Here is a 17,544-nt window from a genome sequence, read left to right as displayed (position 1 = left end):
AACCACCGCTTTACTTCGCTACAACCGGTTTATCTTGAGATACTGCAAGCTGATGCAAATAAATGCCCGTTCCATCTCCAATGGCGAAATTGAGTACCCGTTTATTAACTGGAACGATAACGGCGCGATACAGCGTCGGGAATACAGGAATGTCTTTCACCATCAGCTCCTGCCATTCCTTGTAGATGCCTTGACGTACCTTCACATCAAATGCCGCTTCTGAAACCCCTTCTTTAAGCAAGCGATCCTGTTCGTCACTAGCATAACGCGGGAAGTTGTAAATCGCATCTCGCCCGTATAAGCCAGCTGGATCTACGTCAATTCCTACGCCCCAAGCTCCTTGATACACATCTACTGTTGGATCATCTTTTCCTGTGCTGCCTACACGATCATAGAAAGTGTTGAACTCCACCATTTCCAGCTTTACGTTCAAGCCAATCGCTTGCCATGACTGTACATAATATTGAGCAAGCGGCTGTGCAATATCTCCGCCTGTCATGGAAATAAAGTTAATAGCTAATTCGCTGCCATCTGGATTTGTACGGAATTTGCCATTCATTTTGTAGCCGGCATCATCCAAAATCTTGTTAGCCAAATCTTTGTCAAAGGCAAGGCCTTTATTAGTAGCATCATGGTATTCAGGGTGAGAAGGCGGAATAAGTGTCGTCGCATTCCAGCGCAGGCCGTGATAGAATTGCTTGCCGACCTGATCGTTATCGACCGCATGCCACATCGCTTTTCGCAAGTTCACATCGCCCATTTTCGATTTTGGATCAGGAACGACTTTGCCAGCCTCGGCATCCCACTTGCCTAGTTTAAAGCCAATATAAGTATATGCACGGTCAATTGCACCTAAATATTCAAGATTTGATAGACTCGCATTATCTGGATATTGATCCGCTGGGAAGGCATCAACGAGATCAACACCGCCGGTTTTCAATTGTTGTACAACGGTTGTTTGGTTAATTACTTTCAATACAACCTCATCTAGTGCAGGCTCACCGCGCCAGTAATCTGTATTTTTCTCAAAAACAACAGATTCACCAGGAACGATGCTTTTTACTTTAAATGGCCCGAAGCCGATTGGTTTCTCACGAACCTCTGGAGAAGCCGAAATTTTAGCTACATCCATATTGCCGAAGATGTGTTTCGCTAATGGATAGTTCCATACACCACCGGTCAAAAGGGAAGGAGATGATTGAATATACGTAATTTTAAGCTTTTTCTCGCTTAAAACTTCAATTCCTGAGATCGTTTTTGCTTTTCCTTCATGGAATTCCGTCATCCCTACGATATTAGTGAAATTCGAATCATACCGTGGACCGTCATATTTGGGGTTGCCGATGACTTCATGAGCGAATAACCAATCCTCTGCAGTTACTGGCTTGCCGTCATGCCAGTTTACATTATCGCGAATCGTAAGCGTAAATGTTTTGCCATCCTCAGACACTTCATACGTTGCTGCCCCATCATTCGTATATACATAGCTTTTGTCCCAAGTAAGCAGCCCTTCATCAAACCAGTTTAGTACTTGTGAATCCGGATCACCGGAATAAAAGTTCCAGTTCAGCGTTCCTTCAAATGGTGTATCTGATACAAGGCCAAATGTAATGGAACCGCCCTTTATGGCTTCGCCCTCATTTTTCTTCACATTGCTGAAATCCTCAATGGAATAAAGGCCATCGTCTGGAGCATGCTTCTCGGTTTCCGCAGGAGCGGCACTCTCCGTGGGCTTCGCCGCACCATCAGTTGGGCTCGGCTTGTCTACACTCCCGTTATTAGATGAACAAGCTGCAAGAAAGACTAGTAATGCCAACATAAGCGGTAAAAATAAAGACCTTGAAAACATCGTGTTCTTCTTCACCATCATTCTCCTCCTTTATTATCCTTTTCTTTGTCTTGCATCCGTCGCACGCTTTAGCGCTTGACCGACATTGTTTATACTCAACATCAGTACCAAAATCAGTATCGATGCAGGTAACCATATCCACCATCTAAGCTCGAGCGTTTGCGGGTCTCTAGCATAGCTGACTAACGTGCCTAAGCTGGGCATGCTCTCAGGAAACCCGAAGCCAAGAAACGATAGTCCAGACTCCAAACCGATATTTGCCGCCAAGTTCAAAGTCATCGTTACAATGATGATGGAGCTTAAATTCGGCAATACCTGGACCATCATGATTTTAAAATTGGAGGAGCCTAATGTTTTGGATGCCTGAACATAATCGAGCTCCTTCTCCTGCAGCGCTTTCGAACGAATTAATCTAGCAATCCCCATCCACAAAAAAGCAGTCATAATAAGCGAGAAAGACCAAATATTATATTTGGGCACGGCTGTAACAAACGCAATCACGATCATCAAGGTCGGCAAGATCATAAAGAAGTCAACAAATCTCATAAAGATATTGTCAACCGTACCACCGAAATAGCCGGAAATAAGTCCAACACATACGCCAATGACTCCTGTAAACGCAGTAACAATAATAGCAATCGTTAATGAATTTCGAGTCCCAATAATTAATTGCCCAAAAACATCGCGGCCTCCATAGTCCGTACCTAGCAAATGCTCGGATGACGGCGGCTTTTTCAGTGCGAATAAATCAACCGATACAATTTGCTCCTGATTCAGAACAAGAGAGATCCCATACACAGAAAGAATAACTACGCTCAAAAAAATTAATGATACGAATGCGACTTTGTCTCGTACGATTTCCCGCCAAATAATATTCAAGCTTGACGGGCTTTTATCCGGCACCTGGAGCGCGGTTATGGGAATGTTCGTCTTTCTCATTTCTTTCACCTCAACATCTCGAGTTCTTATTTAATTCGAATACGAGGATCAACGATACTCAAAACAATGTCAGAGATTAATGCCCCGACAATAGAAGCCACTCCATACAATAAAACAAGCGCAGTAACGACGCTGAAATCCCGCAGAGCGATAGAGCTTAAGAATAGTTGACCCATTCCTGGATAACTGAAGATACCCTCTATGAACACCGTGCCTCCGATGAGTCCAGTAATTTCATAACCAAAAAAAGCTGCGATCGGCAATAACGAATTTCTTAAAATATGGCGATTATAAACGCGGGATTCTGAGGCGCCTTTCGCTCTTGCTGTGATAATGAAATCCTTTTGCTTCGTATCAATGATTTCGCTTCGAAGATATTGAACCGTCGACACGGTTGCGATAAGAGCCATCGAAATGGCTGGGAGCAGCAAATGATAAAATTTGCTCATAACATATTGAAGAGTACTTGGTTCCAGTCCTGGAGCGACGCTTCCTCCCGTTGGAAACCAACCAAAATGAAAGCCGAACACCCATAACATCAATAAAGCGAAAATAAATAGTGGGGCTGCAAATCCAATATAGGTATAGCCTGTAATCAATCGATCTCCCCACGTGTCGTTATAGCGGCCGCTTGTAATCCCAAGCGGTATTGCTATCAAGTAAGTAAGGATTAGCGTGACGATGGATAACCAAACGGTATTCATCATGCGCTGGCCAATCAAATCAGACACTGGCATTTTGAAACGAAACGACTGTCCGAAGTCACCTTGCACAGCTTTCGTAATCCAGTCCCAATACTGCACATACCACGGATTGTTAAGGCCCAGCCTCTCACGCTGTGCATCCATTGCAGCTGGATCTATACTCGGATCGATCATTCCAGTCAATGCGTCCCCCGGCATAGCCTTCGCTATTAGAAAGACGAGGATGCTTAACAATATAATTTGAGGGATCATAATGACTATTCTTCGTGAAACTGTGCGCCACATCGTCCTCACCCTCTCCCAGGCAAAGCCACGAAATGTGTTTCTGAAACGGGTTTTAACGGATAGGCCAAACCATCCTCGTCAAAATAGTTTTCATAGGCTTGTTCATATTCCGCCTTTACCGCTTTGCGAAACGAGTGTTTTTCCTCTCGTTTCGTTGGATCAATGTCAGGAATAGCCGAGATAAGACGCTTCGTGTAAATATGCTGAGGCTGATTGAATATATCAGCTGTCGTTCCTCGTTCAACGTAACGGCCTTTGTACATAATGCCAATATGATCGCACATATGCCTTATAATGCCGAGATCATGACTAATGAGCAGATAAGTAAGATTTAGCTCTTTCTGAATATCCTGCATGAAGTTTAGTACCTGCGCTTGAACGGATACGTCCAGCGCTGACACGGGTTCATCGGCTATAATCAGCTTTGGTTTTAAAGCGATGGCTCTCGCAATCCCGATTCGCTGCCGCTGGCCTCCTGAAAATTCATGAGGATATTTATAAATCGATTCTGGGCTCAAGCCCACTTGCTCCAGTAATTGTTGTACACTGCGCTTCTCTTCGCCAGCAGACTGCTTCTCAAAATTTCGCAGCGGCTCAGCGATAATATCAAGCACGCGTTTCTTAGGATTCAAGGAGGAATAGGGATCTTGGAATATCATTTGAATATCTCTGCGGAAGCCTGCATGGCTTCGAAGTCCGCCAGCAGCAAGCTGCTGGCCTTGGAAGAGAACACTTCCTGATGTAATTGCATTTAAGCCTATGATGGCCCTGCCTGTCGTGGTCTTGCCAGAGCCAGACTCGCCTACTAGTCCATAGGTCTGACCCTGCTCCAAGGAGAATTGTATACCGTCTACCGCTTTGATCGGTGGACCCTTTCTACTGAAAAGGCTCCCGCGATTCGGAAAATGTACCTTTAGATCGCTAATCTCAAGAAATGACATGTTGATGATCCTCCTTCTCGTCAGGGAAGTGAAAATGCTTGTAGCAGCTGCATCTGACGAAATGGCCCGGAGAAATCTCATGCATTTCCGGGTTCGCTTCATGTGCAGCCTCAGCAATCCAAGGCGTCCTCGATCGAAAACGGCAGCCCTGCCTCGGGAGGTTCTGAAGAGATGGCACAATTCCCTGAATAACATGGAGCTTAGACTTTGCTTCATTCACAGTTGGTATCGATTGCAATAATGATCTGGTATAGGGATGCTGTGCTTTAGCAATGATTGTGTAGATATCGGCAATTTCAACAATTTGCCCGGCATACATAACAGCAACTCGGTCAGCCATCTCGGCCACAACGCCCAAGTCATGCGTGATTAATACGATGCCAGCCTTGCTTTCATCCTTCAGACGCCGCAGCAATTCAAGAATTTGCAATTGTATCGTTACATCCAGTGCTGTAGTTGGTTCATCTGCAATTAATAGCTTAGGATCATTGGCAATCGCGATGGCAATAATGACACGCTGCCTCATCCCGCCGGACAATTCATGGGGGTAACGCCCGTATGTATGCTCTGGGCGAGGAATACCCACTTTAGTTAAAAGCTCGATCGCCCTGTCCGCTCTTTCTTTACTAGAGAGTTTGGGCTGGTGCAGGAGAATAACTTCTTCAATCTGAGAACCGATAATCATAAGGGGATTTAATGCGGATAATGGGTCTTGGAAGATCATGCCTATTTCTTTCCCTCTCAGCTTATTTAGCGTGGAGGGTGACATCTGGACAATGTCCTGTCCTTGGTAATAAATATTTCCTTCTATCTTTGCTCTCGTATGGAGGCCCATGATGGAATAGGCCAGCGCACTCTTGCCGGAGCCCGATTCCCCCACTATGGCAAGAACCTCATTCTCTTTTACCGTTAGCGTCACATCATCCACTGCTGCATAATAATGATCTGCAATTCGAAAAGAAGTCGTCAAATTCTCAATTTTCAGCAGCTCTTTTTTCAATAGAATCCTCCTAACGTAGTGATTCTAAACTTGCAATATTCATAATTTTCCGAATTTTCAAATCATAGATTTATCATATCTAATATAAGCATAAAACAATTTAACTGCAACTATAATTTATAGCATATTCAATATATATATTCTTGTTTTTGGATTTCATTACTCTAATGGATCATATACTAATGTCTATAGTAAACGCTGTCAAGCTTTAATGTGATGTATTACATTTTAGTGGTAGTTATTTGTTAGGTTTGTACTGTTATATAATTACATTTAATAAAATATGTATTTTCTTTTTGTAAATATAATCTCCGTTTTACTCATTACTACAATCATTACTTTAAAAATATTTATGAAATTTTCAGCAAACGAAACTCTGATAAACTATTTTTCAATATTAGTTTACGAGTTAGATTCCTCACTGTTTTTATGCAATAATATGTACATAATCTTTTAAAATGAAACAGAAACAGAAAAGATTTCCCTTAGTCTAAACGAATTTATTAATGGCGATAATAATATTCGATACTAAAAACAATTCATAGCAGATGGAGTGAGCGCCCTGATTTCTTTAAACCGATTTATTAAAATTTGTTTCGCTGTAATTTTAGTTCTTGCCATTATTTATTTAGCATCACTTGTCGATTTTATTTTCAAGCCCTTCGTTTCTTTGTTCAGTATTGTTATGATTCCGTTGATGCTCGCCTCTTTTTTCTATTATCTACTACGCCCGCTTGTAAACTGGATGGAGCGACCTAAATTAAAGAGACCTTGGGTCATTCTCATTATTTATTTAGCAGCTGCTGTGCTGTTTAGTTTATTTATCGTTGGCGTATTTCCTTCGCTTCGCACTCAGTTTTTCAATTTAGTAAATAATGCTCCTAATCTTTTCAATACATTAGGAAAGCAGCTGCAAGATCTGGAACAGAACGGGTTTTTAGCAGACATTTTACCTGAAGATGTTAGTCCTTTTTCAAAAATAACCGAATACCTGAATAAAGGATTTTCATTGTTGACTAACTATTTAACGGGGATGTTTTCTTTTATCTCTAATTTCGCACTCATTTTGTTCACCTTCCCTATTCTTCTTTTTTACATGTTGAAGGAAGGCGATAAATTCGGCCAGAAAATCGTCAGCTTCATGCCTAAGAGATACCATGCTGAAGGTGAAAAAACGATGCAGGAGATTGATACGGCTCTAAGCGGATTCATTGTGGGGAGAGTTGTTGTAAATCTGGCGCTTGGTGTTCTGATGTATATCGGCTTCCTTATCATCGGTTTGCCCTATGCTCTTTTACTGACTGTCGTTGCTGTTATTATGAACTTTATTCCTTTTATAGGTGCCATACTGTCTGCTGTACCGATCGTTATTATTGGTTTAATTGAATCGCCAACTGTTGCGATTTGGTCATTAGTGGTCATTCTACTCTCACAACAAATACAGGATAATATTATTTCACCTTATATTTTCGGAAAACAGCTCGATATTCACCCTATTACAACTATTCTATTGGTGCTGGTGGGCAGTGACGCTTTTGGAATCATAGGCGTAATCATTATTATACCGGTATATATGATGCTGAAAATCGTTGTTACCAAGGTATATCAGCTGTTCTTCAAACAGAAATGGGAAGACGCATAAGTATTAAGCTTTACAAGCAAAAGGGGATCACATCGATGTGGTCCCCTTTTGCTTACCCGTAGCCATTGTTGATTTCTATTTTGCCAAAATCGTATTGCCGTCATCCACCACCAATCTCGATTCTAGTTTATTCACCCTCAAATATTCTATGATAATTAATAGATTTTGGTGTTACAAAACATCCCTATTCTCGATATGCCGAACCGTTGACCAGGCGATCGCTACGCCAAATACTGCTAAAGCAAGCGGAATGTAAATGATGGTTGCCAGTGAGAAGACAGGATTGCTCGAACTCGTCAGCATGACGATTAGGAGTGAAGAGAGAATAGTTGCAGGCACCGAATGCTTGCGCATGCCGAAATAAAGCGGCACTAAACTTGCTCCTGCTGCTGCAAAAGCAAAACTTACGATGCTTGCTAGCTGCGCAGCATAATCCATCGGTACAGGCGCTTCCTCTATAATATGAAAAAAATGATTTATGCCAATAAGCATGGACAATGTGAAAATATGCGAGATGACGATTGCAACAAAAGTAAGGATAGCTACAATCGCCAGCTTGGAAGCAAACAGCTTTTTGCGACTAACCGGGTACATAAACATAACTAGAATTGTTTTTTTCTTATACTCATCAATGATTAACTTGCTAATTAGAACGGCAGCCATGACGATAAACGTCGATCTAACCATAGCGCCAGCTATAATATACAGCTCTCCAATATTTGCGATCTCATTTTTTACTTCTACACCCTCAAAGTAACCGATCATGAACATTAGCGTAACAATCAAGACATTCGCTATGATCGCTGCCTTCACATACCAGCCTAATCCCATTTTCGCTATTTCCAGCTTCATAAGTTTAATCACGAATGCTTCACCTCGTCCCCTTGAATCAAATCGAGGAAATACTGCTCCAAAGAAGTGTACTTCTTGTTCAGCGACTCGATATTCACATCATTTAGTGCAAGCGACTTTGAAATCGTCGTCTGCATCGCTCCCGATTCAAAGATACGAATCATATTGTCATTTATAATTTTAAAATTAGTGAGCTGGAGCTCGTTGGCTAGCACAGCGCATGCCTTTGTCCGATCCGGCGTTATGAGCTCGATATATTCCGAGTTCTGGCCCCTAACATCTGCCATCGACACCTGTTTAATGAGCCTGCCGCCGCTGATCACGCCAATCGTATTGGCCATTTGCTCTATTTCACTGAGCAAATGGCTCGATATGAGAATAGTAACTCCATAATCTGTACTTAGCATTTGAAGCAGGTTACGAATTTCTTTAATGCCGGCAGGATCAAGCCCATTAATCGGCTCATCCAATATGAGCAATTCAGGTCTGTTCATAATCGCTCTAGCGATCGCCAGTCTTTGCTTCATCCCGAGCGAGAAGTTTTTGACCGCTTTATCATCCACGTTACGCAGGGCAACCATGCCGAGCACCTCTCCGATAACCTTGTCATCATGGCAGCCCATGTACTCGTTATGCAGCTGCAGGTTTTGTTTGGCAGTCAGCTTGTCATAAAAAACCGGCATTTCAATGATGCTTCCCATTCTTTTAAATACATCATACGTGTTAGGCCTAAGCGGCTCATTAAACAATTCGATTTGCCCCGCAGTCGGCTTAATCAAATTCGTGAGCATTTTCATAACGGTCGTTTTCCCTGCGCCATTTGGGCCAAGGAAGCCGTATATTTCGCCCTTCCGCACGCTCATGCTTACATTGCTTACGACTTCTTTGCCCTCAAATGCTTTCGTCAGGCCGCTCGTTCTCAAAATATAATCCACTCGTTCTCTCCTTCTTTCCATGTTGTAACTAGTTCTCAGTTTATCGAACACCCTTATCTTATTTGTTGCTTATTTCTAACAAAAATCTTAAGTTGCTAATAGGTCATGTGTTTGAGCTTAACCGTGAACGTCGTTTTCTCAAACGGGATGCTATGCAATGTAATCTCGCCATTCATTTCCTCCACGAGTCTTTTCGTAATCGTTAAGCCCAATCCACTTCCCTGGAAAGCCTTGTTTCTAGACTCCTCCAGCGTAAACATCCTTTCAAAAACAAGCTCTTGATTTCGAGCGCTAATCCCTTTGCCGCAATCCGAAACGTCAATCCTAACATACGAATCGTCAACGCTCATAGCAAGCCCAATTCTCTTCCCATCGCTGCCGTAACGAATGGCATTGGACAATAAATTGCTGAGCACCCGCTCCAGCGCTTCCTCGTTTCCTAAAGCATAGATCGCTTCTTCTGGAATTTGAATATCTGCTTCATAGCCGCTTGCCTGCACCAAATCGTAAAAGGACAAAATGCTTTTTTTGCATAGCTCGTTCATATGTATTCGCGATAGCGTGATGTCGTTGTCACCCGCTTCTAATCTAGCTAGATCGAAAAAACCGTTCATCAGCTTAATGATCTCCAGCGTTTTTCCATGAATCAGCCGCAGAAGACGTTCTCTTTCTTCAGATGCCATCTCGCGGCTGCCTTGTATCATCTCGGCATAGCCGAGCACGACGGTTAGCGGTGTTTTTAGATCATGCGAGAAGTTAGCAAGCATTTTCCTCATGGAATGATTCGTTTTAGTAAACTGCGCCAGCTTATTTTGATTATCTGTGAAGAGGCGGTTTAACTCGACCAGCAGAAGTTTCAATTCGCGATCATCTGTCATGAGAAGCAGCGTTTCCGAAGATTGCTGCTCTAGCTGTCTGCTGATTTGGTTTGCAATATACCGTAAGTCGGAGCTTCTAGCGCGCTTCATTTGATACTGAATGACATTTAAAATGGCGAGTATGACAATGATACCTACTAAACTATAAACCATATTAAAATTCTCCCAGCTTATATCCAATGCCCCATAACGTCTTTATATATTGCGGCGATGATGGATCGTCTTCGATCTTCTCTCTCAAACGGCTGATATGAACGTTTATAACGTTCTCGTCTCCAAAGTAATCATCATTCCATACCGATCTGTAAATTTGCTCCTTCGTAAACACTTTGGTTGGGTTCATCGTTAGAAGCTTTATGATCTGCCATTCCTTTGAAGTAAGCTTAATCGACTTGCCCCGTTTACTTACATCAATATTATCCGTATCGATTGTAAGTTCATGAACACGAAGTACGTTCGAGGCTTCCTGATTCCGAACACCTGAGTATAGCGTTGCTCTGCGAATCGCAGCTTTTACTCTTGCGAGCAGTTCGATCATAGAGAACGGTTTGGCCAGATAGTCATCCGCTCCGAATCCTAATCCTAAAGCTTTGTCCACATCGCCATCCTTAGCAGATAAAATGAGGACTGGAAGCAGACTATGCTCCCTAATCTTCTTCAAAAAATCAATGCCATTCAGCTTAGGCAGCATGACATCCAGCAATATTAAATCATACGTTTCCTGAGAAAATAACCGTAGTGCTTCTTCACCATCTGCCGCATGTACGATATGGAAGCCTTCCAACGTCAAATAAGCCTCTACCATTTCGCTAATCGATCGATCGTCTTCTACGAGCAATATGCGTTGTTTCAAGCCGTCCCACCTATCCTATCTATGTAAAGTCATTTTATATTTTCAATCTATTTCCTTACTATACCATAGCCTATTTGTGTCAGATGACAGGAACATTGTCCAATAACTAAAAAAAAGCCCGCGATTTTACGCGGACTTAAGATTCGTTTATTTCACTTCAACTACAAAAGGGCTGATAAACGTTTTACCGTTTCGTTGAAATTGCCCCCAAATCTTATATACACCAGCACTCGGGAAAATCGTCATGAATTTCGCCTCCGGGCCTTTCGCTTTTTCCTCCATCGGGTGTACATGCAAATACTGCTCTGTATCTTCGCTTAGAATCACAACGTGCCCAACTGCGCCTAGGTAAGGCTCTAAATCCGTTATCGGATCTTTGGACTTCGCATCCGAAAGTTTGAAGTTCAACTCCATTTCTTTGCCGGCTTCCGGATGATTGTTTTCGAGTGTGATTTCTACCCCGTCCACAATCACGAAATGTTCATCCGATGGTTTAATCGGAACTTGTTCAGCGGCTAGCCCTTCTACCTTGATCCATTCGGACTTCGTTGTGGCTGATCCGCCGGTAGGAATATAGTCGGCGAATAACTTGTAATCTCCACCGGAAGGGAACGATGTCGTGATTTCGAATTGCCCATTCCCTTTGTACTCCGGATGGATGTGGTCAAAGTAAGATAAATCTTTGCTGACTGCGATGAGATGAAGCTTCTTCTCGTGATTAATATCAAATGCCTCGATGGCCTTTCCGTCCGTATCTTGAATTTGTACGGTTATTACGGTGTTCTCTCCAGATTTCGGCGTTTCTTCAGACCATTTCCATTCAGCATTCGTCTCAAGCTTCTTCGTCTCACCAGAATGTTCTTCTCCGTGAGCTCCGTGCTCTCCGGCACTGGATGCAGCGGGTGATGCCACTTGAGAATTCCCGCCATGAGCACCATGATTATCTGTTTCTTGTTTATTTTGTTTTCCGCAAGCAGCAACAAGAACGAGTACAGCTAGCAATCCGATCAAATAAATTCGTTTCATTTTAGCCTCCATGATCTGAATAACTTTAAACTTTTGCCCTTTGTAGACGCAGCGCATTCAGTACAACGGAGACGGAGCTTAAAGCCATAGCTGCTCCGGCGAGCCATGGTGCAAGGAATCCAAGCGCTGCAATCGGGATGCCGATGACATTATAAGCAAGCGCCCAGAACAAGTTTTGCTTAATGTTTACCATCGTTTTCTTACTCATCGAGATCGCGTCCGGAATACTGTTCAAGTCACCGCGCATTAAAGTAACATCCGCAGCCTCCATGGCCACATCGGTTCCCGTTCCGATAGCCATCCCGATATCCGCAATTGCCAATGCCGGCGCATCGTTAATTCCATCTCCAACCATTGCGACCTTCTTACCGCTTTCTTGCAATCGCTTGACCTCGTTGGCTTTGCCACCCGGCAGCACTTCCGCCAGCACATGGTCGATTCCAACTTGGCTCGCAATGGCTTTCGCCGTACGTTCATTGTCGCCTGTCATCATCACGACTTCCAAACCAAGCTGCTTTAATCTGGCAACTGCCTGCTTCGAAGTTTCTTTAATCGTGTCCGCTACGGCTACCATACCAGCGTACTTCCCGTTAACCGCAACCAGCATCGCTGTTTTTCCAACCGACTCCAGTCGGCTCATTTCCTCAAAAGCGGACTCCGCGTTCACGTTAGCTTTCGCCAATAACTTTCGGGTTCCTATTAGCAATTCGTTCCCTTGAACTGTAGCTTCAATGCCAAACCCAGGTATCGCTTGAAAGGATTCGGTCGATGGGAGAGAAATACCTTGCTCTTGAATGCCAGCCACGATCGCTTCCGCAAGCGGATGCTCCGAATTCTTCTCCGCTGCAGCAATCCAGGACAAGAGCTGTTCCCGATTATAGCCTTGCTCAATCCGTACATCCGTCAATTCCGGCTTGCCTTTCGTTACCGTTCCCGTTTTATCCAATATAATGGTGTTAATGCGATGCGTGGATTCTAAATGCTCGCCGCCTTTGAACAAAATACCGAGTTCAGCGGATCGACCCGAACCAGCCATGATCGATGTTGGCGTAGCAAGACCTAGCGCACACGGGCATGCTATAACCAGAACGGCAATTGCCTTCTCCAACGCCTCTGCGAAATTGCCTGCATCAACAGCGAAGTACCAGATCAAGAAAGTGACGATCGCGATCCCTACAACGATCGGGACGAATATTCCAGAGATCACGTCAGCCACCCTTTGAATCGGCGCTTTCGAGCCTTGCGCTTCCTCTACGACTTTGATGATTTGGGAAAGCGCCGTTTCTTTTCCGACTTTAGTCGCTCTAACTTTAAGCACGCCATTTTTGTTCAGCGTTGCTCCAATGACTTGATCTCCTGTCTGCTTATCTACCGGGATACTTTCACCGGTTAACATCGATTCATCAACTGCCGATAACCCTTCAAGCACTACACCATCGACTGGCACTTTCTCGCCGGGTTTAACTAGGAATACATCTCCAGTTACTACCTCTTCTATTGGAATACTAACTTCCTGACCATCCCGTATGACGATAGCCGACTTGGCTTGTAAACCCATCAATGCTTTAATCGCTTCGGAAGATCGGCCTTTCGCCAGCGTTTCAAATAATTTACCCAGCAAGATTAACGTAATCAGCACGGCACTCGTCTCATAATACATCTCAACCTGATGATGTGCGGATGCATTTATTGATTCGATGGTTAAGTAAACACTATAGAAGTAGGCGGCAGATGTGCCGAGCGCTACCAATACATCCATATTCGCACTGCCATTGCGCAGCGCCTTATAGGCTCCGACATAGAAACGGCTGCCAATAATGAATTGTACCGGGGTAGCCAATATCAATTGGAACCATGGATTCATGAAAATCTCAGGCACCCATATCCATGACGTAAAGGAGAAATGCCCAACCATTGCCCAGAGAAGCGGCAAAGAGAGAATAGCTGATACAATCAACCGGATCTGCAGGCTGCGGACTTCTTTTTTCTTATGATCGCTTTCATTCGTCTGCTCGCTCTTTGGTTTAGCTTTATAGCCGATCTGTTCAACTTTCTTGATCATATCTGCAGCACTTGTCATGGATGGAATAAATTCCACATGCGCCGTCTCCAAAGCTAAGTTTACCGTCGCTTTTACGCCGCTCATTTTGTTAAGGCCCTTCTCGATGCGCGTGGCGCATGCTGCGCAGGTCATGCCTACAATATCGAAGTCAATGGACTCCTTCACCGTACCGTATCCCAGGGCTTGAATTTTCTGCTCCAATTGGGACATGTTCACTTGAGTAGGGTCAAAGTTGACGGATGCTTGCTCCATGGCGAAGTTCACGTTTGCATGTGCAACGCCTTCCAGCTTATTCAGGCCTTTCTCTATACGGCTCGCACATGCTGCGCAAGTCATGCCAGTGATCTGTAGTGTGGCTTGTTGATTAGATACTGCTTGATTAGAACTGCTCATGATCATCACCTATTCTTCTGTCGTATTACCATCTTAACTATGTGACTTTTTTATTTCACGACATCGTAACCCTGTTTCTCAATCGTTTCGACAATGGCATCCAATGAGACTTCACTGTCGTCATACACCAATTCAACCAGGCCTGCGGCTCGATCAACAGTCGCTTTGGCACCGAGAGTTTCGACTGCACCTTCAATCCTACGAACACAACTGCCACAAGTCATTCCTTCTACATTTAACATAACGTTTTTCATTATTAATTCCTCCGTCTCACTTGTTTTGTTAATATACAATACTCCCCTATAGTATATTAACGACAAAATAATAAATTATTGATGACTTCCTTGAAGTTGATTCAACCGACAAGCTTAGTCACACTTTCCTTTCGCAAACGGGTCACTTGCTCCAAGGGTGCAGCCTGCATATCCGATTTTATTAGAATCGACACTTCCAAGCCGGTGAACGCTTCATCCAGCCAAAGTTCGAATGGCAAACCCACTTCTTCCGCACCTTATGAGAGTGGAGATGCTAAGGCTAATATACGAAGAGTCAAGCTCCAACACAACCTTTGTAATTAATGGTAACGATAAGTATAGAATACCCCCGTACCCTATATTTGTCAAGCGAAGTTGATGAATAAAATTTAAAAGCAAATGTACACAAGCACATTTGCTCCGATTATCATTTCATTAGTTTATTTATTGTCGTCAACAACTCATCAATGACTCCATGTTCACCCGATTGAATTTTTTCAACGACACAGCTTTTCATATGGTTCTCGAGAAGTAATTTTCCGACGCCGTTTAGAGCCGATTGAACCGACGCGATCTGATTGAGTACGTCATCGCAGTACGTATCTTTTTCGATTAACCCTTTGATCCCTCGAATTTGCCCTTCAATTCGGTTCAGGCGACTGGTCAGGTTTATCTTGGTCTTCTCGGAGTGATGGCTATGTTGATGGTGGTGATGATTTTCATGTCCAGCGGATGCAACCGTTAATTCATTTTCCATGGCTTATCCCCTCCCCTTATGCCCTATTATACCCCCTAACCCTATCCGTTGCAAAGTTCTGATAAAGCAGCAAATCAGCCGTGAATAACACGACTGATTATTATGCTATCTCATATTCAATTCTCTGACGTTTTCCCTTTACGAATAAAAATCAACGCGATAAGTGCACCCACGATAGCAATGATAGCTGCTCCAACGAATGCGGAGTGAAAACCCGTATTTAATGCTGCGATTTGATCGATCCCTTTATCCAGCTCCCCTTTTGTCCAGGAAGAAGATACAGCAACCATGACAGCTAATCCAATGGCTGAACCAATCTGATAGCTCATATTGGATAAGCCCGACGCCAAACCGGACTCTTCCGGCCTTGCCCCTGACAAGGAGGAAATCGTTGCCGGGATATAAGCCATTGACATGCCAAGTGCCCCGAGTAGAGAAGCCCATAGTACGTTGGTAACGAAGTTTCCATCCTCTGGCGTATTCCCAGCGAACAGCAACAGTGATCCTGCTAATATAAGCATGCCAATGACGAGATTTCCTTTGATGCCGAACTTGCCGACAAGCCTTCCCATGACTGCGACCATCAAGATCATGATGAGGATCGTCATCGGCACCAGAGCAACCCCGCCCATGAATGCCGAATAGTTCAAAACCTGTTGAAGATACAGATTTAAGAAAAACCAAAGCGGAATCCAAGCACCTGAAAGAGTTGCCAAAATGATATTGCTCGCAAGTAGATTTGGAGCTCTAAATATCCGTAGAGGTACGAGCGGGTCTTTTTTCTTCGCTTGCACGATCAGAAACAGAATGAACAGTACAGCAGCAATGGCCAATAGACCAAATGTTTGCGCCCCCCATCCGTTATGCTCCGAAGTGACGATCGCATATACCGCCAGCACCAACGCAGCTGTGACCGTCAGTGATCCTAAGATATCGATGCTGCCTTTGCTTTTTGTTCCTTTTGGAAGGACATACAGACTGTACAAAATAGCGAACAAGCCAACGGGGATGTTGATCAGGAATGTCCAATTCCAACTGAGCCATTCCGTGATGACTCCTCCAAGGAAAACCCCGGCGGTTCCGCCTGCTGCTGCGGATGCTCCCCAGAAGCCGAAAGCTTTGTTTAACTCCTTAGGGTTAGCGACAAAAAGTTGCATGATGATGGTCAATGCAGCTGGAGCGATTAGCGCAGATCCAAATCCCTGAATGGCGCGGCCAATATTCATCGACTCCTGGGACCAAGCTAATCCGGCTAACAGCGAAGCAAGTGACAAGATTATAAACCCAAGCATAAACATCTTGCGTTGACCGAATAGATCGGAAAGTCGGCCTCCTAGCAGCAATAATCCCCCAAAGAAAATGACATACGCATTAAATACCCATTGCAGGTTGTTTTGCGAGTAACCAAGTGCTTCTTTAACAGCTGGAAGAGCAACCCCGATGATAGATGTATCCATGATAACGATGAACTGAGCCAAGCATAGCAAGAACAATGCCTTCCATCTTAGCGGATTCACATTAGCCATAGCATTTGAATTTCCTGACATATCGTATTCCTCCTTGATTTGATTTACATTCGTATAGTATACCCCCCTACCCTATATTGTCAACAACTATTTCCATAAAAAAACTGCTGACTTTAGATCAGCAGTAACTTGATTTGATTTAAATCCACTATGGGATGAGTTGATTGATAGCGCCCGTTAACGTTTCTTTCGGTACAAATCCTGTTACTTTCCCGACTAGCTCACCCTTTTTGTAAATAAACAAAGCTGGTAAACTCATGACTCCCATTTGCTCTGTCACTTTCGTTTCCGTCGCTGCATCCACCATGGCCACCGTTACTTTTCCTGCATAAGCTAGGTCGATTTCCTCTAGAATCGGCTTCATTTGTTTACAGAGCGTACACCATTCCGCCCAAAATTCCACCAAGACGGCATCCTGTTCAGAAACCAACTTATCGTAGGTGTTGTCCGTTAAATTTAAGATAGTCATTGCTATATTCCTCCTCTTGTCTAATTCACCCTTATAGGTACATAACCACCACACGCAACACACAGTTTTTGTTGATGGAGAATCTTAATATACTTTAACTTCATAAAATCAGACAAACACTATAATAACTCAAATACCGCCAAATTAAAATTTAAGATAAAAATCTAAAAATCTATTTA

Annotated in this window: 17 protein-coding genes; 1 reads left to right on the top strand and 16 read right to left on the bottom strand. The window is 43.6% G+C overall.

Going from position 1 to position 17,544, the window contains the following annotated elements; genetic code table 11:
* Nucleotides 1–10: 10 nt before the first annotated feature.
* The 5 genes from AC1DOV_RS02620 to AC1DOV_RS02600 are packed head-to-tail and all read right to left on the bottom strand — an operon-like array spanning nucleotide 11 to nucleotide 5,718.
* Entirely contained in the window at nucleotides 11–1,867 is a 1,857-nt protein-coding gene (locus AC1DOV_RS02620; protein ID WP_477549094.1) for an oligopeptide ABC transporter substrate-binding protein, read from the bottom strand.
* 15 nt (nucleotides 1,868–1,882) lie between these two features.
* On the bottom strand, nucleotides 1,883–2,788 hold the full coding sequence (locus AC1DOV_RS02615) for an ABC transporter permease (RefSeq protein WP_076268768.1): 906 nt from the start codon (nucleotides 2,786–2,788) through the stop codon (nucleotides 1,883–1,885).
* Nucleotides 2,789–2,814: 26 nt separating this feature from the next.
* The gene (opp4B, locus tag AC1DOV_RS02610) at nucleotides 2,815–3,777 is read right to left on the bottom strand and encodes an oligopeptide ABC transporter permease (RefSeq protein ID WP_475446149.1); all 963 of its coding nucleotides are present in this window, start codon (nucleotides 3,775–3,777) and stop codon (nucleotides 2,815–2,817) included.
* Nucleotides 3,778–3,782: 5 nt separating this feature from the next.
* On the bottom strand, nucleotides 3,783–4,718 hold the full coding sequence (locus AC1DOV_RS02605) for an ABC transporter ATP-binding protein (protein WP_477549093.1): 936 nt from the start codon (nucleotides 4,716–4,718) through the stop codon (nucleotides 3,783–3,785).
* Nucleotides 4,705–5,718: an ABC transporter ATP-binding protein gene (locus AC1DOV_RS02600; RefSeq protein ID WP_477549092.1), complete on the bottom strand. Its 1,014-nt coding sequence runs from the start codon at nucleotides 5,716–5,718 to the stop codon at nucleotides 4,705–4,707. Before AC1DOV_RS02600 ends, AC1DOV_RS02605 begins: the two co-directional genes overlap by 14 nt.
* 562 nt (nucleotides 5,719–6,280) lie before the next feature.
* On the opposite strand from AC1DOV_RS02600, the gene AC1DOV_RS02595 reads away from it, so the two are divergent.
* A complete protein-coding gene (locus AC1DOV_RS02595; RefSeq protein ID WP_339209496.1) occupies nucleotides 6,281–7,360 on the top strand; it encodes an AI-2E family transporter in 1,080 nt (359 codons plus the stop codon).
* 171 nt (nucleotides 7,361–7,531) lie between these two features.
* On the opposite strand, the gene AC1DOV_RS02590 is transcribed toward AC1DOV_RS02595, so the two are convergent.
* The 11 genes from AC1DOV_RS02590 to AC1DOV_RS02540 all read right to left on the bottom strand — a co-directional run bounded on the left by AC1DOV_RS02590 (nucleotide 7,532) and on the right by AC1DOV_RS02540 (nucleotide 17,365).
* On the bottom strand, nucleotides 7,532–8,224 hold the full coding sequence (locus AC1DOV_RS02590) for an ABC transporter permease (RefSeq protein WP_441878678.1): 693 nt from the start codon (nucleotides 8,222–8,224) through the stop codon (nucleotides 7,532–7,534).
* Entirely contained in the window at nucleotides 8,221–9,147 is a 927-nt protein-coding gene (locus AC1DOV_RS02585; protein WP_441878680.1) for an ATP-binding cassette domain-containing protein, read from the bottom strand. Before AC1DOV_RS02585 ends, AC1DOV_RS02590 begins: the two co-directional genes overlap by 4 nt.
* Nucleotides 9,148–9,242: 95 nt before the next feature.
* Complete coding sequence (locus AC1DOV_RS02580) at nucleotides 9,243–10,178, bottom strand: sensor histidine kinase (RefSeq protein WP_477549091.1); 936 nt, start codon at nucleotides 10,176–10,178, stop codon at nucleotides 9,243–9,245.
* 1 nt (nucleotide 10,179) lies between these two features.
* Complete coding sequence (locus AC1DOV_RS02575; protein ID WP_441878684.1) at nucleotides 10,180–10,878, bottom strand: response regulator transcription factor; 699 nt, start codon at nucleotides 10,876–10,878, stop codon at nucleotides 10,180–10,182.
* 147 nt (nucleotides 10,879–11,025) lie between these two features.
* Entirely contained in the window at nucleotides 11,026–11,904 is an 879-nt protein-coding gene (locus tag AC1DOV_RS02570; RefSeq protein WP_477510836.1) for a hypothetical protein, read from the bottom strand.
* 25 nt (nucleotides 11,905–11,929) lie between these two features.
* Nucleotides 11,930–14,359, bottom strand: coding sequence for a heavy metal translocating P-type ATPase (locus AC1DOV_RS02565; protein WP_477549090.1), 2,430 nt, complete (start codon nucleotides 14,357–14,359; stop codon nucleotides 11,930–11,932).
* A gap of 50 nt (nucleotides 14,360–14,409) precedes the next feature.
* A complete protein-coding gene (locus tag AC1DOV_RS02560) occupies nucleotides 14,410–14,613 on the bottom strand; it encodes a cation transporter (protein WP_441878690.1) in 204 nt (67 codons plus the stop codon).
* 101 nt (nucleotides 14,614–14,714) lie between these two features.
* Entirely contained in the window at nucleotides 14,715–14,852 is a 138-nt protein-coding gene (locus tag AC1DOV_RS02555; RefSeq protein WP_477549089.1) for a hypothetical protein, read from the bottom strand.
* A 188-nt stretch (nucleotides 14,853–15,040) separates the two neighbouring features.
* Nucleotides 15,041–15,370: a metal-sensitive transcriptional regulator gene (locus AC1DOV_RS02550; RefSeq protein WP_076268759.1), complete on the bottom strand. Its 330-nt coding sequence runs from the start codon at nucleotides 15,368–15,370 to the stop codon at nucleotides 15,041–15,043.
* Between the two features lie 116 nt (nucleotides 15,371–15,486).
* Nucleotides 15,487–16,917 carry an MFS transporter gene (locus AC1DOV_RS02545; protein WP_477549088.1) on the bottom strand — a complete coding sequence of 477 codons (1,431 nt, stop codon included), beginning with the start codon at nucleotides 16,915–16,917 and terminating at the stop codon, nucleotides 15,487–15,489.
* 127 nt (nucleotides 16,918–17,044) lie between these two features.
* Complete coding sequence (locus AC1DOV_RS02540) at nucleotides 17,045–17,365, bottom strand: thioredoxin family protein (RefSeq protein WP_441878696.1); 321 nt, start codon at nucleotides 17,363–17,365, stop codon at nucleotides 17,045–17,047.
* Nucleotides 17,366–17,544 lie beyond the last annotated feature (179 nt).

The organism is Paenibacillus sp. 01T47, from assembly GCF_056398245.1.
Note: the sequence above shows the minus strand (reverse complement) of the source record. Positions and strands in the feature narration are given on the sequence as shown.

Excerpts from the sequence above, each read along its gene's own strand:
- AC1DOV_RS02620 (WP_477549094.1), bottom strand. The coding sequence starts at position 1,867 with ATGGTGAAGAAGAACACGATGTTTTCAAGGTCTTTATTTTTACCGCTT.
- AC1DOV_RS02615 (WP_076268768.1), bottom strand. The coding sequence starts at position 2,788 with ATGAGAAAGACGAACATTCCCATAACCGCGCTCCAGGTGCCGGATAAA.
- opp4B (WP_475446149.1), bottom strand. The coding sequence starts at position 3,777 with ATGTGGCGCACAGTTTCACGAAGAATAGTCATTATGATCCCTCAAATT.
- AC1DOV_RS02605 (WP_477549093.1), bottom strand. The coding sequence starts at position 4,718 with ATGTCATTTCTTGAGATTAGCGATCTAAAGGTACATTTTCCGAATCGC.
- AC1DOV_RS02580 (WP_477549091.1), bottom strand. The coding sequence starts at position 10,178 with ATGGTTTATAGTTTAGTAGGTATCATTGTCATACTCGCCATTTTAAAT.
- AC1DOV_RS02570 (WP_477510836.1), bottom strand. The coding sequence starts at position 11,904 with ATGAAACGAATTTATTTGATCGGATTGCTAGCTGTACTCGTTCTTGTT.
- AC1DOV_RS02565 (WP_477549090.1), bottom strand. The coding sequence starts at position 14,359 with ATGAGCAGTTCTAATCAAGCAGTATCTAATCAACAAGCCACACTACAG.
- AC1DOV_RS02560 (WP_441878690.1), bottom strand. The coding sequence starts at position 14,613 with ATGAAAAACGTTATGTTAAATGTAGAAGGAATGACTTGTGGCAGTTGT.
- AC1DOV_RS02550 (WP_076268759.1), bottom strand. The coding sequence starts at position 15,370 with ATGGAAAATGAATTAACGGTTGCATCCGCTGGACATGAAAATCATCAC.
- AC1DOV_RS02545 (WP_477549088.1), bottom strand. The coding sequence starts at position 16,917 with ATGTCAGGAAATTCAAATGCTATGGCTAATGTGAATCCGCTAAGATGG.
- AC1DOV_RS02540 (WP_441878696.1), bottom strand. The coding sequence starts at position 17,365 with ATGACTATCTTAAATTTAACGGACAACACCTACGATAAGTTGGTTTCT.